Annotated in this window: 14 protein-coding genes and 1 other annotated feature; of the genes, 10 read left to right on the top strand and 4 right to left on the bottom strand. The window is 30.8% G+C overall.

The genetic code is table 11. From position 1 onward, the window contains the following. Positions 1–402: 402 nt before the first annotated feature. Positions 403–1,350, bottom strand: coding sequence for a polysaccharide deacetylase family protein (locus BSD9I1_RS00605; protein WP_186428684.1), 948 nt, complete (start codon positions 1,348–1,350; stop codon positions 403–405). Positions 1,351–2,205: 855 nt separating this feature from the next. Here BSD9I1_RS00605 and ispF point away from each other — a divergent pair. Further along, entirely contained in the window at positions 2,206–2,676 is a 471-nt protein-coding gene (gene ispF / locus BSD9I1_RS00610; RefSeq protein ID WP_186428685.1) for a 2-C-methyl-D-erythritol 2,4-cyclodiphosphate synthase, read from the top strand. 60 nt (positions 2,677–2,736) lie between these two features. On the opposite strand, the gene rluF is transcribed toward ispF, so the two are convergent. Then, positions 2,737–3,498: a 23S rRNA pseudouridine(2604) synthase RluF gene (gene rluF, locus BSD9I1_RS00615; protein ID WP_186428686.1), complete on the bottom strand. Its 762-nt coding sequence runs from the start codon at positions 3,496–3,498 to the stop codon at positions 2,737–2,739. Positions 3,499–3,636: 138 nt separating this feature from the next. On the opposite strand from rluF, the gene BSD9I1_RS00620 reads away from it, so the two are divergent. Then, a complete protein-coding gene (locus BSD9I1_RS00620; protein WP_186428687.1) occupies positions 3,637–5,130 on the top strand; it encodes an N-acetylglucosaminidase in 1,494 nt (497 codons plus the stop codon). A gap of 29 nt (positions 5,131–5,159) precedes the next feature. On the opposite strand, the gene BSD9I1_RS00625 is transcribed toward BSD9I1_RS00620, so the two are convergent. Continuing rightward, the gene (locus BSD9I1_RS00625) at positions 5,160–5,402 is read right to left on the bottom strand and encodes a hypothetical protein (RefSeq protein ID WP_035304585.1); all 243 of its coding nucleotides are present in this window, start codon (positions 5,400–5,402) and stop codon (positions 5,160–5,162) included. A 122-nt stretch (positions 5,403–5,524) separates the two neighbouring features. Here BSD9I1_RS00625 and BSD9I1_RS00630 point away from each other — a divergent pair, with 122 nt between their 5' ends. Then, positions 5,525–6,100: a nucleoside recognition domain-containing protein gene (locus tag BSD9I1_RS00630; RefSeq protein WP_186428688.1), complete on the top strand. Its 576-nt coding sequence runs from the start codon at positions 5,525–5,527 to the stop codon at positions 6,098–6,100. A gap of 9 nt (positions 6,101–6,109) precedes the next feature. After that, positions 6,110–6,628: a spore maturation protein gene (locus tag BSD9I1_RS00635; protein ID WP_186428689.1), complete on the top strand. Its 519-nt coding sequence runs from the start codon at positions 6,110–6,112 to the stop codon at positions 6,626–6,628. Positions 6,629–6,649: 21 nt separating this feature from the next. Here the strand turns inward: BSD9I1_RS00635 and BSD9I1_RS00640 are convergent, their stop codons facing one another. After that, entirely contained in the window at positions 6,650–7,999 is a 1,350-nt protein-coding gene (locus BSD9I1_RS00640; RefSeq protein WP_186428690.1) for an MATE family efflux transporter, read from the bottom strand. 180 nt (positions 8,000–8,179) lie between these two features. After that, positions 8,180–8,417: a binding site (T-box leader), on the top strand. Between the two features lie 63 nt (positions 8,418–8,480). Between BSD9I1_RS00640 and metG the strand changes: the two genes are divergently transcribed. From metG to BSD9I1_RS00670, 6 genes are all read left to right on the top strand, one after another. Continuing rightward, entirely contained in the window at positions 8,481–10,424 is a 1,944-nt protein-coding gene (metG, locus tag BSD9I1_RS00645) for a methionine--tRNA ligase (protein WP_186428691.1), read from the top strand. 132 nt (positions 10,425–10,556) lie between these two features. Beyond that, entirely contained in the window at positions 10,557–11,321 is a 765-nt protein-coding gene (locus BSD9I1_RS00650) for a TatD family hydrolase (RefSeq protein WP_186428692.1), read from the top strand. Positions 11,322–11,607: 286 nt separating this feature from the next. Beyond that, entirely contained in the window at positions 11,608–12,645 is a 1,038-nt protein-coding gene (locus BSD9I1_RS00655; RefSeq protein ID WP_242966373.1) for a G5 domain-containing protein, read from the top strand. 42 nt (positions 12,646–12,687) lie between these two features. Then, positions 12,688–13,239: a ribonuclease M5 gene (rnmV, locus tag BSD9I1_RS00660; protein WP_186428694.1), complete on the top strand. Its 552-nt coding sequence runs from the start codon at positions 12,688–12,690 to the stop codon at positions 13,237–13,239. Beyond that, positions 13,232–14,065 (top strand): 16S rRNA (adenine(1518)-N(6)/adenine(1519)-N(6))-dimethyltransferase RsmA, encoded by an 834-nt coding sequence (rsmA, locus tag BSD9I1_RS00665; protein ID WP_035304608.1) that lies wholly within the window; start codon positions 13,232–13,234, stop codon positions 14,063–14,065. The genes rnmV and rsmA overlap by 8 nt, the downstream gene beginning before the upstream one ends. An 88-nt stretch (positions 14,066–14,153) precedes the next feature. Further along, positions 14,154–15,365, top strand: a complete 1,212-nt coding sequence (locus BSD9I1_RS00670) for a hypothetical protein (RefSeq protein ID WP_186428695.1) — start codon at positions 14,154–14,156, stop codon at positions 15,363–15,365. Positions 15,366–15,459 lie beyond the last annotated feature (94 nt).

Raw genomic sequence — 15,459 nt, forward strand, 5'->3', positions numbered from 1 at the left:
AATAAATGCATATAAGGTTATGGGTAATACAAGTAAGAAATAAGATAAATTATCATGATGTGTTATTTGTAATAAAATGTAAAAAAACTTGCAGAATAATATAAAAAATTGCATGAATTAAGAAAGAAAATGTCTAAGTACTCCACAGTATCTTGTCCAAGTTATCAACAGGGTAAATGTGGACAATGTTCACAAGTCCCTATATAATTGGAAGTGTAGTTGTTTAAAAAACAAAAATTATGCACAAAAATTGTGGATAAGCTATAAGGAATTGTGGACAAATATGAAAGATGGGATAAAACAATCCATAAGAGGCACTATTCAGTGTTAAAAAGCCAATTTTAATTCATATAAAATGTTAAAACATAGACACAGAATTAATGAGTTCTATGTCTATTTTTGTTATTGAGATGGTATATTTTTAGAATGAATATTGTTGTAATTTCTGTTTGTTAATCTTCTTTCAAATTCCGTTAAGTTAAAATTAGAGCTTATATATACTCTATCTAATTTATATATACCATCTGATTCGTCTGTCCAAGTTCCGCTTGTAGAAAATGCCATAGTATAACCAGAATCTTTAGCAGCCTTCAAAGTATCTTTATTCCATCGACCATAAGGATAAGCGATATAATTAACCTTTTTATCTAAAATTTTTTCTAAAAACTTCTTTGAGGTCTTCATAGTATATAATTGATTATCATAATTAAGCGTTGAAAGGTCTTCGTGGTTTTCAGTATGACTCATAATATCTATCCCATTTAAGGACATTTCTTTAATTTGATAGGAGTTTATAGTATGACTATATTTATCTACATTATCTGTAATAACAAATATGGTTGCTCTGAAGTTATATTTTTTTAATATTGGATAGGCGTTTAAATAATTATCAACATAGCCGTCATCAAAAGTTAGTACAACGGACTTTTGGGGAATAGGTTTATTGAAAGTAATAAAATCATAAAGTTCATCTAAAGATAAGGTAGTATAATTTTTATCCTTTAAAAATTTCATTTGAGCTTCAAATAGGTCTTTAGACATTTGAATTTCATTACCCTTTTTATTAGAAATGGAATGATACATAATCACAGGTATTCCTTCATTATTATGTTTTAAATTAGGGCCGGAGAAGCTTCGGTTTAAATAAGTATTTTTTGTATCTGCTTGAGGAGGTATGATATTATTAGAATTATTAATAGGGTTGTCATTATTTTTGTGGATAAACTGTTGATTATTTGTTGAGTTATTAATATATAAGTATTGGTTAATTATTAAATAAATCAGAGGAAGTATAAGAAATATTAGTATAGTTAAGTATAATGAAGATTTAGGAATTTTATATTTTTGCATTATATATACTCCTTTTAAATTAGTTATTAAAACGTACGAAGTCCCTGTATTTTAAGGGGTTTGTAGATTTTATTATAATTAGAATAATCAATCAATTTAACACTTATACACATTGTCCACATTTTGCCTGTGTATAACTTGTGAAATTTCTGTTGATTTCTATATATCCTCAAATATATACAAAAGGTTACATTTTTAATTATAGTTATTAACTATAAAAAGTTACAAATTTTTGAAATTAACAAGTAATTATATCAACATTATCCACAGAAATGTGGACAAATTGTTGATAACTATTTGAAAATATATAATATAATAAACATTTTAACATATTTTATTTGAATTAGTTTTAAATATTAAGCAAATAATATAAAATGAAATAGCAAATTATAAGTATGATGAATATAATGTAATATGTGTTACTAGCAGATCCTATTTTTGTAAAATAATTTCTCCTCAAATCATATGTCTAAAAGTTTCGTTAAAAGAAGCTTTTAGACATAAAATATATTTAGAATTTTCTTAACAATTCATCTATTTTATGGTATTATATTAATATAAATAAATTATAAAGGGTGTGACGTGGATGAAAGATAATGTTGTATATGTTGATTTTTCTAAAAGGCACAAAAATAAAAAAAGTATGGAACCCTTATATATAAGAATTATTAATAGTATAAAAAGCTTTTTCCATTTAAATAAAAAAGGTCATAAGGAAAATGTAATCAATTACAGAAAAAATATATCATAAATTATATAGTATAATATGCCTGGGATACCAGGCTTTATTTTTTTGTTTAATTAAGGAAAGCAATATTATAAAATATTATAAAGAATACATTAGGAGGTAATATGATGAGAGTAGGAATAGGATATGATGTACATAAGTTGATAAGTGGAAGAAAACTTATTTTAGGTGGAGTTCACATACCTTATGAAAAAGGACTTTTAGGGCATTCAGATGCAGATGTATTGATACACGCTATTATGGATAGTATATTAGGCGCTTGTGCTTTAGGGGATATAGGAAAACATTTTCCGGATACAAAGGAGGAGTATAAGGGAATTGATAGCTTAAAGTTATTAAAAGAAGTAAGTGAACTAATAATGGGAAAAAACTTTAAAATAGTAAATATAGATTCTATAATTATTGCTCAGTCGCCTAAAATGGCGCCATATATTGAAACTATGAAAGAAAATATAAGTAATATATTAGGCATACATGAGAATCAAATAAATATAAAGGCTACAACTGAAGAGGGATTGGGTTTCACAGGCAGAAAAGAAGGGATAGCAGCACAAAGCATTTGTATGATAGAGGAATAATTTTTGGACCATAGCAAAAAAATTTACAGGAAAGAGAGTCCTTATTAAAGGGCCCTCTTTTTATTTAGAGGCTTCTTCAGTTTTAAGAGAATTCTTTACTAATTCATTTATGGTGTCAACTTCATCTTTAGTAAGGTATCTCCATTTGCCAAGGGGGATGTTATCTAGCTTAACATTCATTATTCTAATTCGTTTAAGCTTTGTTACAGTATAACCAAGGGCTTCGCACATTCGCCTAATTTGCCTATTTAATCCCTGGGTAAGTATTATTCTAAATATATTAGAACCTTCCTTATATATTTTGCAAGGCTTTGTTATAGTGCCAAGTATTCTTACACCAGAGCACATTCTTTGAAGAAAGTCTTGAGTTAATGGTTTATCTACAGTTACTATATATTCTTTTTCATGATTATTACCAGCTCTAAGTATTTTATTTACTATATCACCATCGTTGGTTAAAAATATAAGGCCCTCTGAATCCTTGTCTAATCTACCTATATGAAAAACTCGTTCAGGATAATTAATAAAGTTTACTATGTTATTTTTTTCTTTTGGATCAGTAGTGCTTACTATGCCTTTAGGCTTATTTAAGGCTATATATACTGATTTAGGTTTTTCAGAAAGAAGTTTACCTTCAAGTTTTACTTCATCTGTAGAAGTTACTTTAGACCCCATGGTAGCTACTTCCCCATTTATTGTAACTTTACCTAAAGAAATAAGCTTATCTGCTTCTCTTCTTGAACATACACCTTTTTCGCTTATAAACTTATTTATTCTAATTTCTTCTACTTTAAAATTATCAGCAAGGTCATTTTTTTTCATTCTTATACCTCTCTTTTATTAATGTACAGTTAAAATTATAGCAAAATATTAAAATAAATTAACTTTTTTCATGGAAAAAAGTCTTAAAATTTTATATAATCTAATTATAGTAAACAACGATGAAATGAGGGGATTATTTTGAAGAAGTCTTTTGCAGCACTTATGCTTGCAACTTTTTTTACGCTTACAACGAGTAATTATAACATATCACATGCAGCAACAAGTGTAAAAGAATTTCAAAGCCAAACAACTATTTCTCAAGATAAAGTATGGACAGTAAAGTTTAATTTTAATCTTAATGAAGAAACTATAAATAATTCTAATATAACAGTGACAGATGATAAGGGTGCTGCTGTACAAGCTACTGTAATGCCAGGTGATACAGCTAATACCATAAAAGTCCTTCCTAAAGTAGAGGGTTATACCCCAGCAAAGTCTTACTACGTAAATGTAAGTACAGAAGTGGAATCTTTAGGTGGTAAAAAATTAAACCAACCTGTGAAAATGAAATTTACAATAACACCTAGATTTTCAGATGGTTCTGCATATGTAAATGGAGCTGAAGTTAGGACGCTTAAAATGCAATATGAACCTATAATAAGTAATCAATATCAAACTTTCAATGTATCTTCCAATGTTGATAATGCTCAGTATAAAATATATGTAAGTAGATATAACAAGAAACTTTGGAAGTATGAGGATTTTCAGGAATGGACTAATGGATATACAACTGCTTCTTCGGGTAAGATCACCATAAATAAAAAATTTACTAGTGATGAAAATGGAGATAAGTATAAAATCCTTGTTTATGTGAAAAAATCAAATACTAAAGGAAATTATAAGGATATAAACACGGATTATGATAATTATTACATAGATTATCTAAGATGCATAAACAGCATATCAAGCACAGATGTAGTTAATAAGAATTATACAACTACATTTGCAGATGCAATAAGTAAACAAGCAAAGCCTGGTGTATCAACCACTAGTGAAGGTGGCTCAGGTTGGGTAGGGGCCAGTTATAATCAAGTGAAATATCATCTTAATCCTAAAAATTTTATGGATCAAGATGGCAAGTATATGTTTATGAAACTAAGCTATACAAATGATAGTATAACTGTTCAAGATTTAAATAATATTTTAATTGGCAAAGGAATACTAGAGGGAAAAGGACAAGCATTTTTTGATGCAGCTAAAACAAATAACATAAATCCAATTTATCTTGTATCGCATGCTTTACTTGAAACAGGAAATGGTTCATCAACACTTGCTAAGGGTATAGAATTTGATGGAGATAAGGGAAAGAAAGTAGTTTATAATATGTTTGGCATAGGTGCTTATGATAGCGATCCAAATAAGCTTGGTGCAGAACGTGCGTATGCAGAAGGGTGGTTTACTCCAGAGGATGCTATAAAGGGTGGAGCGAAGTTTATTGGCTCAGGATATATAAATAATACAACTAATAATCAAGATACACTTTATAAAATGAAGTTTAATCCAGGTGCGCCAGCAACACATCAATATGCAACGGATATCAATTGGCCCTATGCGCAAATTAGAAATATAATCAACTTAGTTTTACAATGCAAGGATCCTAAAATTACATTTGAAGTTCCTGTGTATAAATAATAAAAGAAGCCTAACATATGGGCTTCTTTTTAATTTAAGTTTTGTTTCCATTTACTATTGGTTAGTTCATCTATAAAGGGAGCATAAAATTCAAAAGTTTTTTCATGGCCACATTTTGAACATGTACAATCGCAGACATCATAAGGATTTCCATTAATTATATCTATATCTAGACCATCAGCTAAATATTCACCACCGCATACTTCGCAGGGAGTACTATTTATAATATGGTATTCACTTTCTATATATTTCATTATCTCTTTTAAAGTCATGTATAGCCTCCATAATTTATATTTAAAAACATTATATATGGTAACATTAATAAAATTTATTTGCAATACAATAGAGTTCATTAACATATAAATTAATATACAAATAATCCATGGAGGGTAAAATGATAAATTATATTTGGTTCGGAATATTAATTTTCGGTATAACTTGGGGAATGATTACAGGACGAGCAGATATAATGACACAGGCAATATTAGCCTCAACAAATAGTACTGTAGAAATAATTATAAAGCTTGCAGGGGTTATGTGCTTATGGTGTGGAGTAATGAAAATTGCAGAAAGAAGCGGTATGACAGAAATGTTAGCAAAGCTTCTAAGGCCCATTTTAAAAGTTATATTTAAAAAAGAAGGAAGAGATAAGGAATCTTTAGGTAGTATTGTTATGAATATTACTGCTAATATGATGGGAATCTCCAATGCTGCCACTCCTTTTGGTATAAAGGCTATGGAAAATATGCAAAAGTTAAACCCCAATAAGGATACGGCCTCTAATGACATGGCATTATTTTTAGTTATAAACGCCGCATGTATTCAATTTATACCAACTACTGTAATTTCCATACGGGCAGCTACAGGCTCACAAAACCCAGCAGAGATAATAATTACAGCCATAATAACTACGGCTTTAGCAGCTATAGTTGGAGTGATTTCATGTAAGATACTTGAGAAATACTTTTAGGAGGGAATTATGAATTTAGGTAATTTTCTTATTCCAGGGATTATAGGGCTAATAGTAACCTATGGAGTGATTAAAAAGGTAGAGGTATATAATTGTTTTGTAGAGGGAGCTAAAGACGGATTAAAGATATGCTTAAGGATTTTCCCTTATTTACTTGCTATGATACTTGCAGTATCTGTGCTTAGAGAAGCTAAAATATTAGACTTTATAACACAAATTAGTAACCCATTGCTAAAGTATGTGGGTATTCCAGGAGAAATTTTACCTCTTCTACTTATAAAGCCATTATCGGGGAGCGGAGCTTTAGGAGTTTTTACAGATGTCTTAACAACCTATGGGCCAGATAGTTTTGTAGGAAGAGTGGCGTCAACTATAATGGGTTCTACAGAAACAATATTTTATACAGTGACTATTTATTTTGGAGCAGTAGGAGTAAAAAAAATAAGACATACTCTATGGGCTGCGATACTTGCAGATTTAACAGCTGCTATAATGGCAGTAGTTACTGTAAAATTATTTTTTTATTAAAAAACATAAACCCCTACTTAGCTAAGTAGGGGGCATAAGTTTTTTGAATTTCCTTTTAAATAGAATAAAAATTACTATGCCTTCAAAGGACCATTGTATGGCAGTTATCCACCAAACGTATATAACTGATAGGTTCAATTTGTATATGAAAATAAGCAGTAATGGAAACCTTATAATCCAACTAGATATTAAGGATACCATAAATGGTGTTTTGGTATCACCCATACCTTTTAGGGCTCCGCCAAGTATCATTGAGATTGCCATAAATGGTTGTTCTATAGAAGCAATCATAAGGCAAAGAGTACCAAGGCCTATTACTTCAAGTTCATTTGGTTTTATAAATAAGCTTATTAAAAGCTTAGGGAATAGTAAAAAGGCTATGGAGCACATAAGCATTATACTTGTTCCAATTAATGTGCAAGTATAAGCGTATTCTTTTGCGCCATGTAAATCTCTTTCTCCAATTTTATGTCCAACTAGAGTTGTAGCAGCGATGGCAACTCCATTTCCAGGCATAAATGATATAGATTCTATGGTAGTCGTAATTTGATTAGCTGCAAAGGCTGTTTTGCCTAAATACATAATTAATATAGTACCTAACAGGCGTATCATAGAGAACACTCCTTCTTGCATTGATGAAGGAATTGAGAGTTTAATAAGTTCTTTAGCTCTGTAAATATTTATATTTCTTATAAATTTAAAATGAGGTTTTATATGAGATTTTTTTAGCGTATAAAAAGTTATAAATATAAATCCAACTATATGTGCCATAGCTGTAGCTATAGCTGCACCTCGTATTCCCAGTTCTGGAAAACCAAGCTTTCCAAATATTAAAACCCAATCTAAAAATAAATTTATTATATTAATTAATCCAGATGCTAAAAGAGGGATTTTAGTATTTTTACCTGCCCTAAGAATTGAATTCAACACATTCATAAGCATATTAAAGAATAATCCTATGGAGGTGATTTTCATATATATTATTCCATTACTTAGCACAGTATCCCTAGCACCAGAATAAAATAAAATTTTGGGTGCAAATATAAATGCTACAGATGAAATAATAAGTGCTAGCATAGAGCCTATGGCAAGTCCTAAAGTTGCAAATTCTTCTGAAGCAGTAGTATCTTTAGAGCCAAGTTTTCTTGAGATAAGAGATACGGTTCCAACAGATATTCCCACGGAAATAAATACATTTACAAAACTGTACATTATCTCTGAACTAAGGCCTACAGTACTTACAGCAGTTTCTCCACCATATTTGCCAACCATCATTGTATCAAGTACCCATATCATCATGTACAAGACCATTTCGCCAACTGCAGGAAGGGCTAATTTTAAAACATCCTTTATTATATCCTTGCGTATCAAATAAGTACCTCCTTTTAAGTAATAACATTGAAGCAAAGTTTATTAAAGCAATACACCACTAATTATAATACATTGTAAACAAGATAAGCAAAACCATATAAGTATATTTAAAAGAAATAAGTGAAATAATAGGAAAATCAACTAGTTGACATGGCAAAATATATGTATTAATATTAAAATTGAAATGCAATGATGGGAAGAGTAGTAATAAGAAGTGCTAAAAGAGAGTCGGATAAGGTGAAAGCCGATAGCATTTAGATTTATGAACATGGCCCCAGAGCAAAATATCTGAAATATTTAAGTAGGATATTTCGGGTGCAGCCGTTAAAATGCAAAGTGAGTTTTCTCACTTATTGAGTCCTTTTTTGAGAAGAAAAGGAAAATTAGAGTGGTAACGCGTAAAAATGACGCCTCTATAAAGCATATATGCTTTATAGAGGCTTTTTATTATATAAGAACTTTATCTAAGGAGGAATAGAAATTGAATAAAAAAACCTATTATATTACAACACCAATTTATTACCCATCAGCAAATTTGCACATAGGAAATACTTATACAACAGTAGCAGCAGACGCCATGGCAAGATTTAAGCGTCTTACAGGCTATGATGTAATGTTTTTAACAGGCACAGATGAACATGGGCAAAAGATACAAAGACTTGCAGAAGCAAAGGGTGTAACACCTAAAGAATATGTAGATGAAATAGTTGCAGGTATAAAAAGCCTTTGGGGTATGATGAATATAAGCTATGATAAGTTTATAAGAACTACAGATGATTATCATATAAACTCTGTACAGGAAATATTTAAAAAACTTTATGATCAGGGAGATATATACAAGTCAGAATATGAAGGATGGTATTGCACTCCTTGTGAATCATTTTGGACTGAAACACAATTAACAGATGGGAAATGCCCAGATTGTGGAAGACCTGTAGAAAAGGCAAAAGAAGAAGCCTATTTCTTTAAGATGTCAAAGTATGCAGATAAACTTATAGAGCACATAGAATCCCATCCTGAATTCATACAACCAGAGTCCAGAAAAAATGAAATGATAAATAACTTCTTAAAACCAGGACTTCAAGATTTATGTGTATCAAGAACCTCTTTTGATTGGGGAATTCCAGTAAGTTTTGATGAAAAGCATGTTATATATGTTTGGATAGATGCTTTAGCAAATTATATAACAGCACTAGGATATAATACAGGTAATGAAGACATGCTAAATAAATATTGGCCAGCAGATGTTCATTTAGTGGGTAAAGACATCTTAAGATTCCACACTATTTATTGGCCTATAATGTTAATGGCACTTGGAGTTCCTCTTCCTAAACAAGTTTTTGGTCATGGATGGCTTTTAGTTGATGGAGGAAAGATGTCAAAGTCTAAAGGTAATGTAGTAGATCCAGTAGTGCTTGTAAATCACTTTGGTACAGATCCAGTAAGATACTATCTTTTAAGAGAAATTCCATTTGGTTCAGACGGAATATTTAATAACGAGTTATTTATAAAGAAAATTAACTCAGATCTAGCAAATGATTTAGGAAACTTATTATCTAGAACTACCGCTATGATAGAAAAATACTTTGACGGAGTGATCCCAAGTCCTACAGCAAAGGAAGATATAGATAACGATCTTATTTCTATAGCAACGGGTATATACTTAAAGGTTGAAAAGCACATGGATGATCTAAGAATACCTGAAGCTTTAGATGAGGTTTGGACACTTATAGGAAGAGCTAATAAATATATAGATGAAACCACTCCATGGATACTTGCAAAGGATGAAAGTAAGAAAGAAAGACTTGGCACAGTATTATATAATTTAGCAGAGTCATTAAGAATAATCTCAGTATTAATTTCTGCGTTCTTGCCAGACACAAGTAAAAGAATAAATAATCAGCTTAATGTAGAAGTCATCACTTGGGATAGTATTGCATCATTTGATGGAACAAGTGCAGGAACAAAGCTTGTAAAAGGAGACAATTTGTTCCCAAGAATAGATGTTGATGCTAAAATAGATGAATTAAATAAGTTAAAAGAAGAGCAAATGAAAAATGCAGCTCCAGCTAAGGTGGAAATCCAGCCTTTAAAAGAAGAAATAACTATAGAAGACTTTGAAAAGGTAGATTTAAGAGTAGTTAAAGTAATAGAATGCGAGCCAGTTAAAGGTGCTAAAAAGCTTTTAAAGCTAAAGGTTGATTTAGGTGGAGAAGAAAGACAGGTAATATCAGGAATAGCAAAGTTTTATAAACCTGAAGAACTTGTGGGAAAATATGTAGTTTTAGTTGCAAATTTAAAACCTGTAAAATTAAGAGGGGAACTTTCTCAGGGGATGATACTTGCAGCTGCTACTGAAGATGATAGTAAATTATTTACTGTAGGGGTTCCAGAAGAACTTCCAACTGGAAGCATAGTAAGATAATAAATAGTTGTAAAAGGTTCAGGGTTATAATTGACCCTGGACTTTTTAATATCTAAGGCTTTTTGCAAAAATGTATACAAAAATTAAAATGTGGTATAATTTTAAAATAAGTATTTTAAAAGGAGATAGTATATGTATATTTTTGATTCTCATGCTCATTATGATGACGATTCATTTGATAAAGATAGAGAAAAACTAATAGAGGAAATTAGAAGTAATAATGTAATAGGTGTATTAAATTGTGGTGCATCCTTAGAAGGAGCTATAAAATCTGTTGAGCTATCAGAAAAATATGATTTTTTCTATGCAGCTGTAGGAATCCATCCAGAACATGCAGATGAGATAAATGATAGTACTATAAGCAAGATAAGAGAGTTAGCAAAGTCTAAAAAGGTTAGGGCTATTGGAGAGATAGGCTTAGATTATTATTGGGAGGAAAACCCGGATAGGGAAGTTCAAAAACAAGCTTTTATAAAACAAATGGAGGTAGCTAGAGAATTAAGTTTACCTGTAATAATACATGATAGAGATGCCCATAAGGATACCTTAGAGATAATGAAAATGTTTCCGGAAGTAATAGGGGTAGTGCACTGCTTTTCAGGAAGCGTGGAGTTTGCAAAGGAATGCCTAAGTTTAGGTTACTATATAGGGTTTACTGGAGTGGTAACATTTAAAAATGCAAAGAAAATTTTAGATGTAGCTAAGGTGGTTCCAGATGATAAAATATTAGTTGAAACAGATTGTCCGTATATGGCACCTGCTCCTTTTAGAGGCGAAAGAAACAGATCAGATTATATAAAATATATAATAGAAAAACTAGCAGAAATAAGAGATATCAGTGAGGAAGAAATTGGAAATCAGCTTATTTTGAATGTGAGGAAGTTGCTTAAAATATAATAATAGTGTAAAATTTGTATATATCAAAGATTAGATAACTTTTAATACCTAGAAGTAATGGTAATAATTCAAAGAGATGTATAATATAATTATATTAACATATTTTACCATTACATCCATCGAGAGGACTGTCTATATTAAATAAAACGCTATCATTAATTTTTATAAGGTTATTTATGTACAATGCTACATTTTAGATGGTCAAAGTACGAAAATTTGACAAAATGCGCCAAGTAAATTATAATAATCAAATGTTTGTGCATTTTGCCAATAGGAGGTTTTTGTGATGGAAAAGGTAAAAAGGTATCTAAAAAATCATTTTTCCAATGGTCCTAAGGCAGCATTTCTTGTATTACTAGTAGTAATAGGCGCAGCTATATTTATAACTAATACAAGAAAGACAGTTTATGTTTATATTGACGGAAAAGAAAATAAAGTAACTACTTTTAGACATACTGTAAATGATGTTTTAACATCTAATAACATAATACTAGGACCAAAGGATAAGACGTCAATTGGGATTGACAGTAAAGTAAAAAATCAAGATAAGATATATATTAAAAAAGCAATGGATGTACAGATCGAAGTAGATGGAAAGACATTAACTATGAACTCTGCAGAAAGTGATATAGAATCTATGCTTAAGGTAGAGGGGATAAAAGTTAATGAAACTGACAAAGTAGTACCATCAAAAGATCAGCCATTAGAAAAGGGCTTAAAAGTTGCTATAATCAGAGTTGAAACTAAGACCATTAAGGAAGCAAAGGCTTTAGCTTACTCAACAGTTACAAAAAATGACGGTGGTTTGGATAAGGGTAAGCAAAAGATAGTTCAGTCTGGAAAGGCTGGAGAAAAATTAGTAACTACTAAGGTTACTTACGAAAATGGGAAAGAGGTTTCAAGAAAGGTTATAAGTGAAGCAGTAACTAAAAAGCCTGTACAAAAGGTAGTGGCTATGGGAACAAAGCCTAAGGTACAACCAGTATCTACTAAGTATTCTGCTTCTCGTGGATCAAGTAGTGAAGGTGGTAAAAGAATAATAAGTGTTAGATCTACAGCATACTCACCTAAAAAAGATTATGGAAGAGCCCTTACAGCATCTGGTATGGTTGCAGTAAGAGATGCTGATGGAACAAGTACTGTAGCAGTGGATCCAAGAGTGATTCCAATAGGTACTAAGTTATATATAGAAGGCTATGGTTATGCAATTGCTGCAGATACAGGACTTGCAATTAAAGGAAATAAGGTGGATCTTTTCTTTAATACACTTAGTGAAGCTAGAAATTGGGGAGCTAGATACGTAAATGTTCATATAATTAATTAAAGGAGCCTATGGCTCCTATTTTTATACTTTTAGGAGGAAAAAATGATTAAAGAAGTAATCGTAGTAGAAGGAAGAGACGATATTACTGCAGTGAAAAAGGCAGTGGATGCAGAAATGATTGCTGTAGGTGGATTTGGTATAAATGAAAGGGTTATAGATAGAATAAGGGAAGCTCAGAGAAGACAAGGAGTAATTGTACTTACAGATCCAGATTATGCTGGCCAAAAGATAAGAAACTTAATATCTAGAAAGGTTCCAGGGGTAAAGCATGCTTATATATCAAGAGATGAGGGAACAAAGGATGGAGATATAGGAGTAGAAAATGCAGCTCCAGAGGCTATAATAAAAGCATTAAATTCAGCTAAGTGTGAAGTTAAGGAAAAGAGGGAGGAATTTACCTTACAAGATTTGATTTTCTTTAAGCTAACTGGAAATAATAATGCTAAAGATAGAAGAGGTAAGCTTGGCAAGATATTAAGAATAGGATATTGTAATACTAGTCAATTTGTTATCAGATTAAACAATTATGGAATAACAAAGGAAGAGTTTATAGAGGCGATTAAGCAAATGGAAAGGGAGAATAACAATGGATAATACAACACAACAAGTAGTAAATAAGTATAACTTTAAGTTTTCAAAGAGTTTAGGACAAAATTTTTTAATAGATGATCAAGTTTTAAGAGACATAGTAGCAGGTGCAGAAGTAAATAATGAGGACTTTATAATAGAAATAGGCCCAGGAGTCGGTACTCTTACAAAGGAACTACTTCAAGTAGCTAAAAAGGTTTGTGCAATAGAATTAGATAAAGACTTAATACCAATATTAAATGAAGAGCTAAGAGAGTTTCAAAATTTTGAGTTAATAAATAAGGATGCATTAAAGGTAAATTTTGATGAAATAATTGGGGAAGAAAAGTCTGTAAAGCTTGTGGCTAACTTACCATACTATGTAACTACACCCATAATTGTAAAGCTTCTTACAGAAGGATATAAATTCAAATCTTTAACAATAATGATCCAAAAGGAAGTAGCAGAGAGAATTGACGCAAATCCAAGTACCAAAGAATATGGAGCATTATCATTATTAGTTCAATATTATTGTGATACTGAGCTCGTTAGAAAGGTATCACCAGCTTCATTTATACCAAGACCTAAGGTAGATTCATCAGTAATAAAACTTAGTAAATTGGATAGTCCAAGAGTGAAGGTAGAGGATGAGAAATTATTCTTTAAAATTATAAGAGCTTCATTTAATATGAGAAGAAAAACACTTTGGAATGCTTTGAAAAGCCTAGGGCTTAGCAAAGATTTATTAGAAAATGCACTGCAGGAATGTGATGTGGATCCAAAAAGAAGAGGAGAGACACTCTCAATATATGAATTTGCTAACCTTTCTAACTCTATACATAGAAATAAATAAAAAATATTTATAAGTTTTATGTTAAATGGTCACTTTTTGAATGGAACCTCATATATTATAATGAATATAATATATGGGGGTACGTTAATTGGTACAGAAAAAGAATTATAGTAGGTACTTCATAATACTTCAGGAAGACGAAAAGGGTTTTGCTATAGCTTCCGATAAACCTCCTACAGGTTATGTAAAACTTGAAGTGAAAAATAATAAATGTAAGGTTTCTTATTATGTACAAAATTTAAAGAAAGAAACTACACCTTACTTTATGGCACTAGTTTCAGGGAAGAAGAATGGAAGCAGAATAATTAAGGTAGGAGAGTTAAACATAGATGGTTATGGAAGAACCGATGTTTCCTATGAATATCCTATAGAAGATATAGCATATGTAGGATTAAATGTAGAAAATGTTATAGGAGCAGCAATAGTTAAACTGCCTGATAAAAACATAGTGCCTGTACTTAGCGGATTTTTAACCACTGATATTCCAAAATGGAAAGAATTCTTGCTGCTGGAAGGAAAAACAAGAGCGGATGAGGAAGTTTCAGAAGAGAAAGATATATTTGATAAATATGAAGAAAATATTGAAACGGCTAAAAGGGAAGAAAACATAGCGGTTAAAGAAGAGGACCTTAAGGAAAATTTATCAGAAGAATTGAAGGTTACAGAAGAAGTTATAAAAGATGAAGAAAAAGTTAGGGCAGATGAAAGTATAAAAGATGAACCTGAAGTTATAGAAAGTAGCAAAGAACCTGAACTACAAGATGTAGATGATCATGTAAATGTTAGAGTAGAGAAAGAAGAAGAAAAGCCAATAGATAATCCAATGGATAATATAGAAGTTATAGTTGAACCTAATGAGGAATTATTTAGAGATAAGGATGATTTACCAAAGGGAAGAACAGGAGAGTTTTTCAAGAACTTAGTTAAGGACTATGATGAGGTAAAAGATATATCTAAAATAAAAAGATGTAAGTGGTATAGAATCCCTATAAAAGATATTAATAATATGTGTGGATTAAAAGACTATAATAAGTATGCGGTTATATACTACCCCATGATGAATTATTATCCTTATATTAAAAAACATGGATATTTCTTATTAGGATATAAATGCGACAGGGATGGAAAGTTAAAATGCTTAGTTTATGCGATTCCAGGAAAAAGAGATAGATGTGATCAGCCTTATGCAGGTAAATCTGGATTTGTTACTTGGGTTCCAGGTAGAGGAAAAGAAGATGAGGGATATTGGTTAATGTTTTACGATTTTAGAAAATCAACTATTCTGATTCCTGTAAAGTAGGTATGCAAATTTGCATACCTCTTTATATTAAATATATTTTTATAAAAATTAATAAATACAGCTTTCTTCACATATATTTTATTATTGATAAAGT

Origin of the sequence: Clostridium sp. BSD9I1 (genome assembly GCF_900185645.1) — a bacterium.
Taxonomy (GTDB): domain Bacteria; phylum Bacillota; class Clostridia; order Clostridiales; family Clostridiaceae; genus Clostridium_AK.

Excerpts from the sequence above, each read along its gene's own strand:
- BSD9I1_RS00605 (WP_186428684.1), bottom strand. The coding sequence starts at position 1,350 with ATGCAAAAATATAAAATTCCTAAATCTTCATTATACTTAACTATACTA.
- ispF (WP_186428685.1), top strand. The coding sequence starts at position 2,206 with ATGAGAGTAGGAATAGGATATGATGTACATAAGTTGATAAGTGGAAGA.
- rluF (WP_186428686.1), bottom strand. The coding sequence starts at position 3,498 with ATGAAAAAAAATGACCTTGCTGATAATTTTAAAGTAGAAGAAATTAGA.
- BSD9I1_RS00625 (WP_035304585.1), bottom strand. The coding sequence starts at position 5,402 with ATGACTTTAAAAGAGATAATGAAATATATAGAAAGTGAATACCATATT.
- BSD9I1_RS00630 (WP_186428688.1), top strand. The coding sequence starts at position 5,525 with ATGATAAATTATATTTGGTTCGGAATATTAATTTTCGGTATAACTTGG.
- BSD9I1_RS00635 (WP_186428689.1), top strand. The coding sequence starts at position 6,110 with ATGAATTTAGGTAATTTTCTTATTCCAGGGATTATAGGGCTAATAGTA.
- BSD9I1_RS00650 (WP_186428692.1), top strand. The coding sequence starts at position 10,557 with ATGTATATTTTTGATTCTCATGCTCATTATGATGACGATTCATTTGAT.
- BSD9I1_RS00655 (WP_242966373.1), top strand. The coding sequence starts at position 11,608 with ATGGAAAAGGTAAAAAGGTATCTAAAAAATCATTTTTCCAATGGTCCT.
- rnmV (WP_186428694.1), top strand. The coding sequence starts at position 12,688 with ATGATTAAAGAAGTAATCGTAGTAGAAGGAAGAGACGATATTACTGCA.
- rsmA (WP_035304608.1), top strand. The coding sequence starts at position 13,232 with ATGGATAATACAACACAACAAGTAGTAAATAAGTATAACTTTAAGTTT.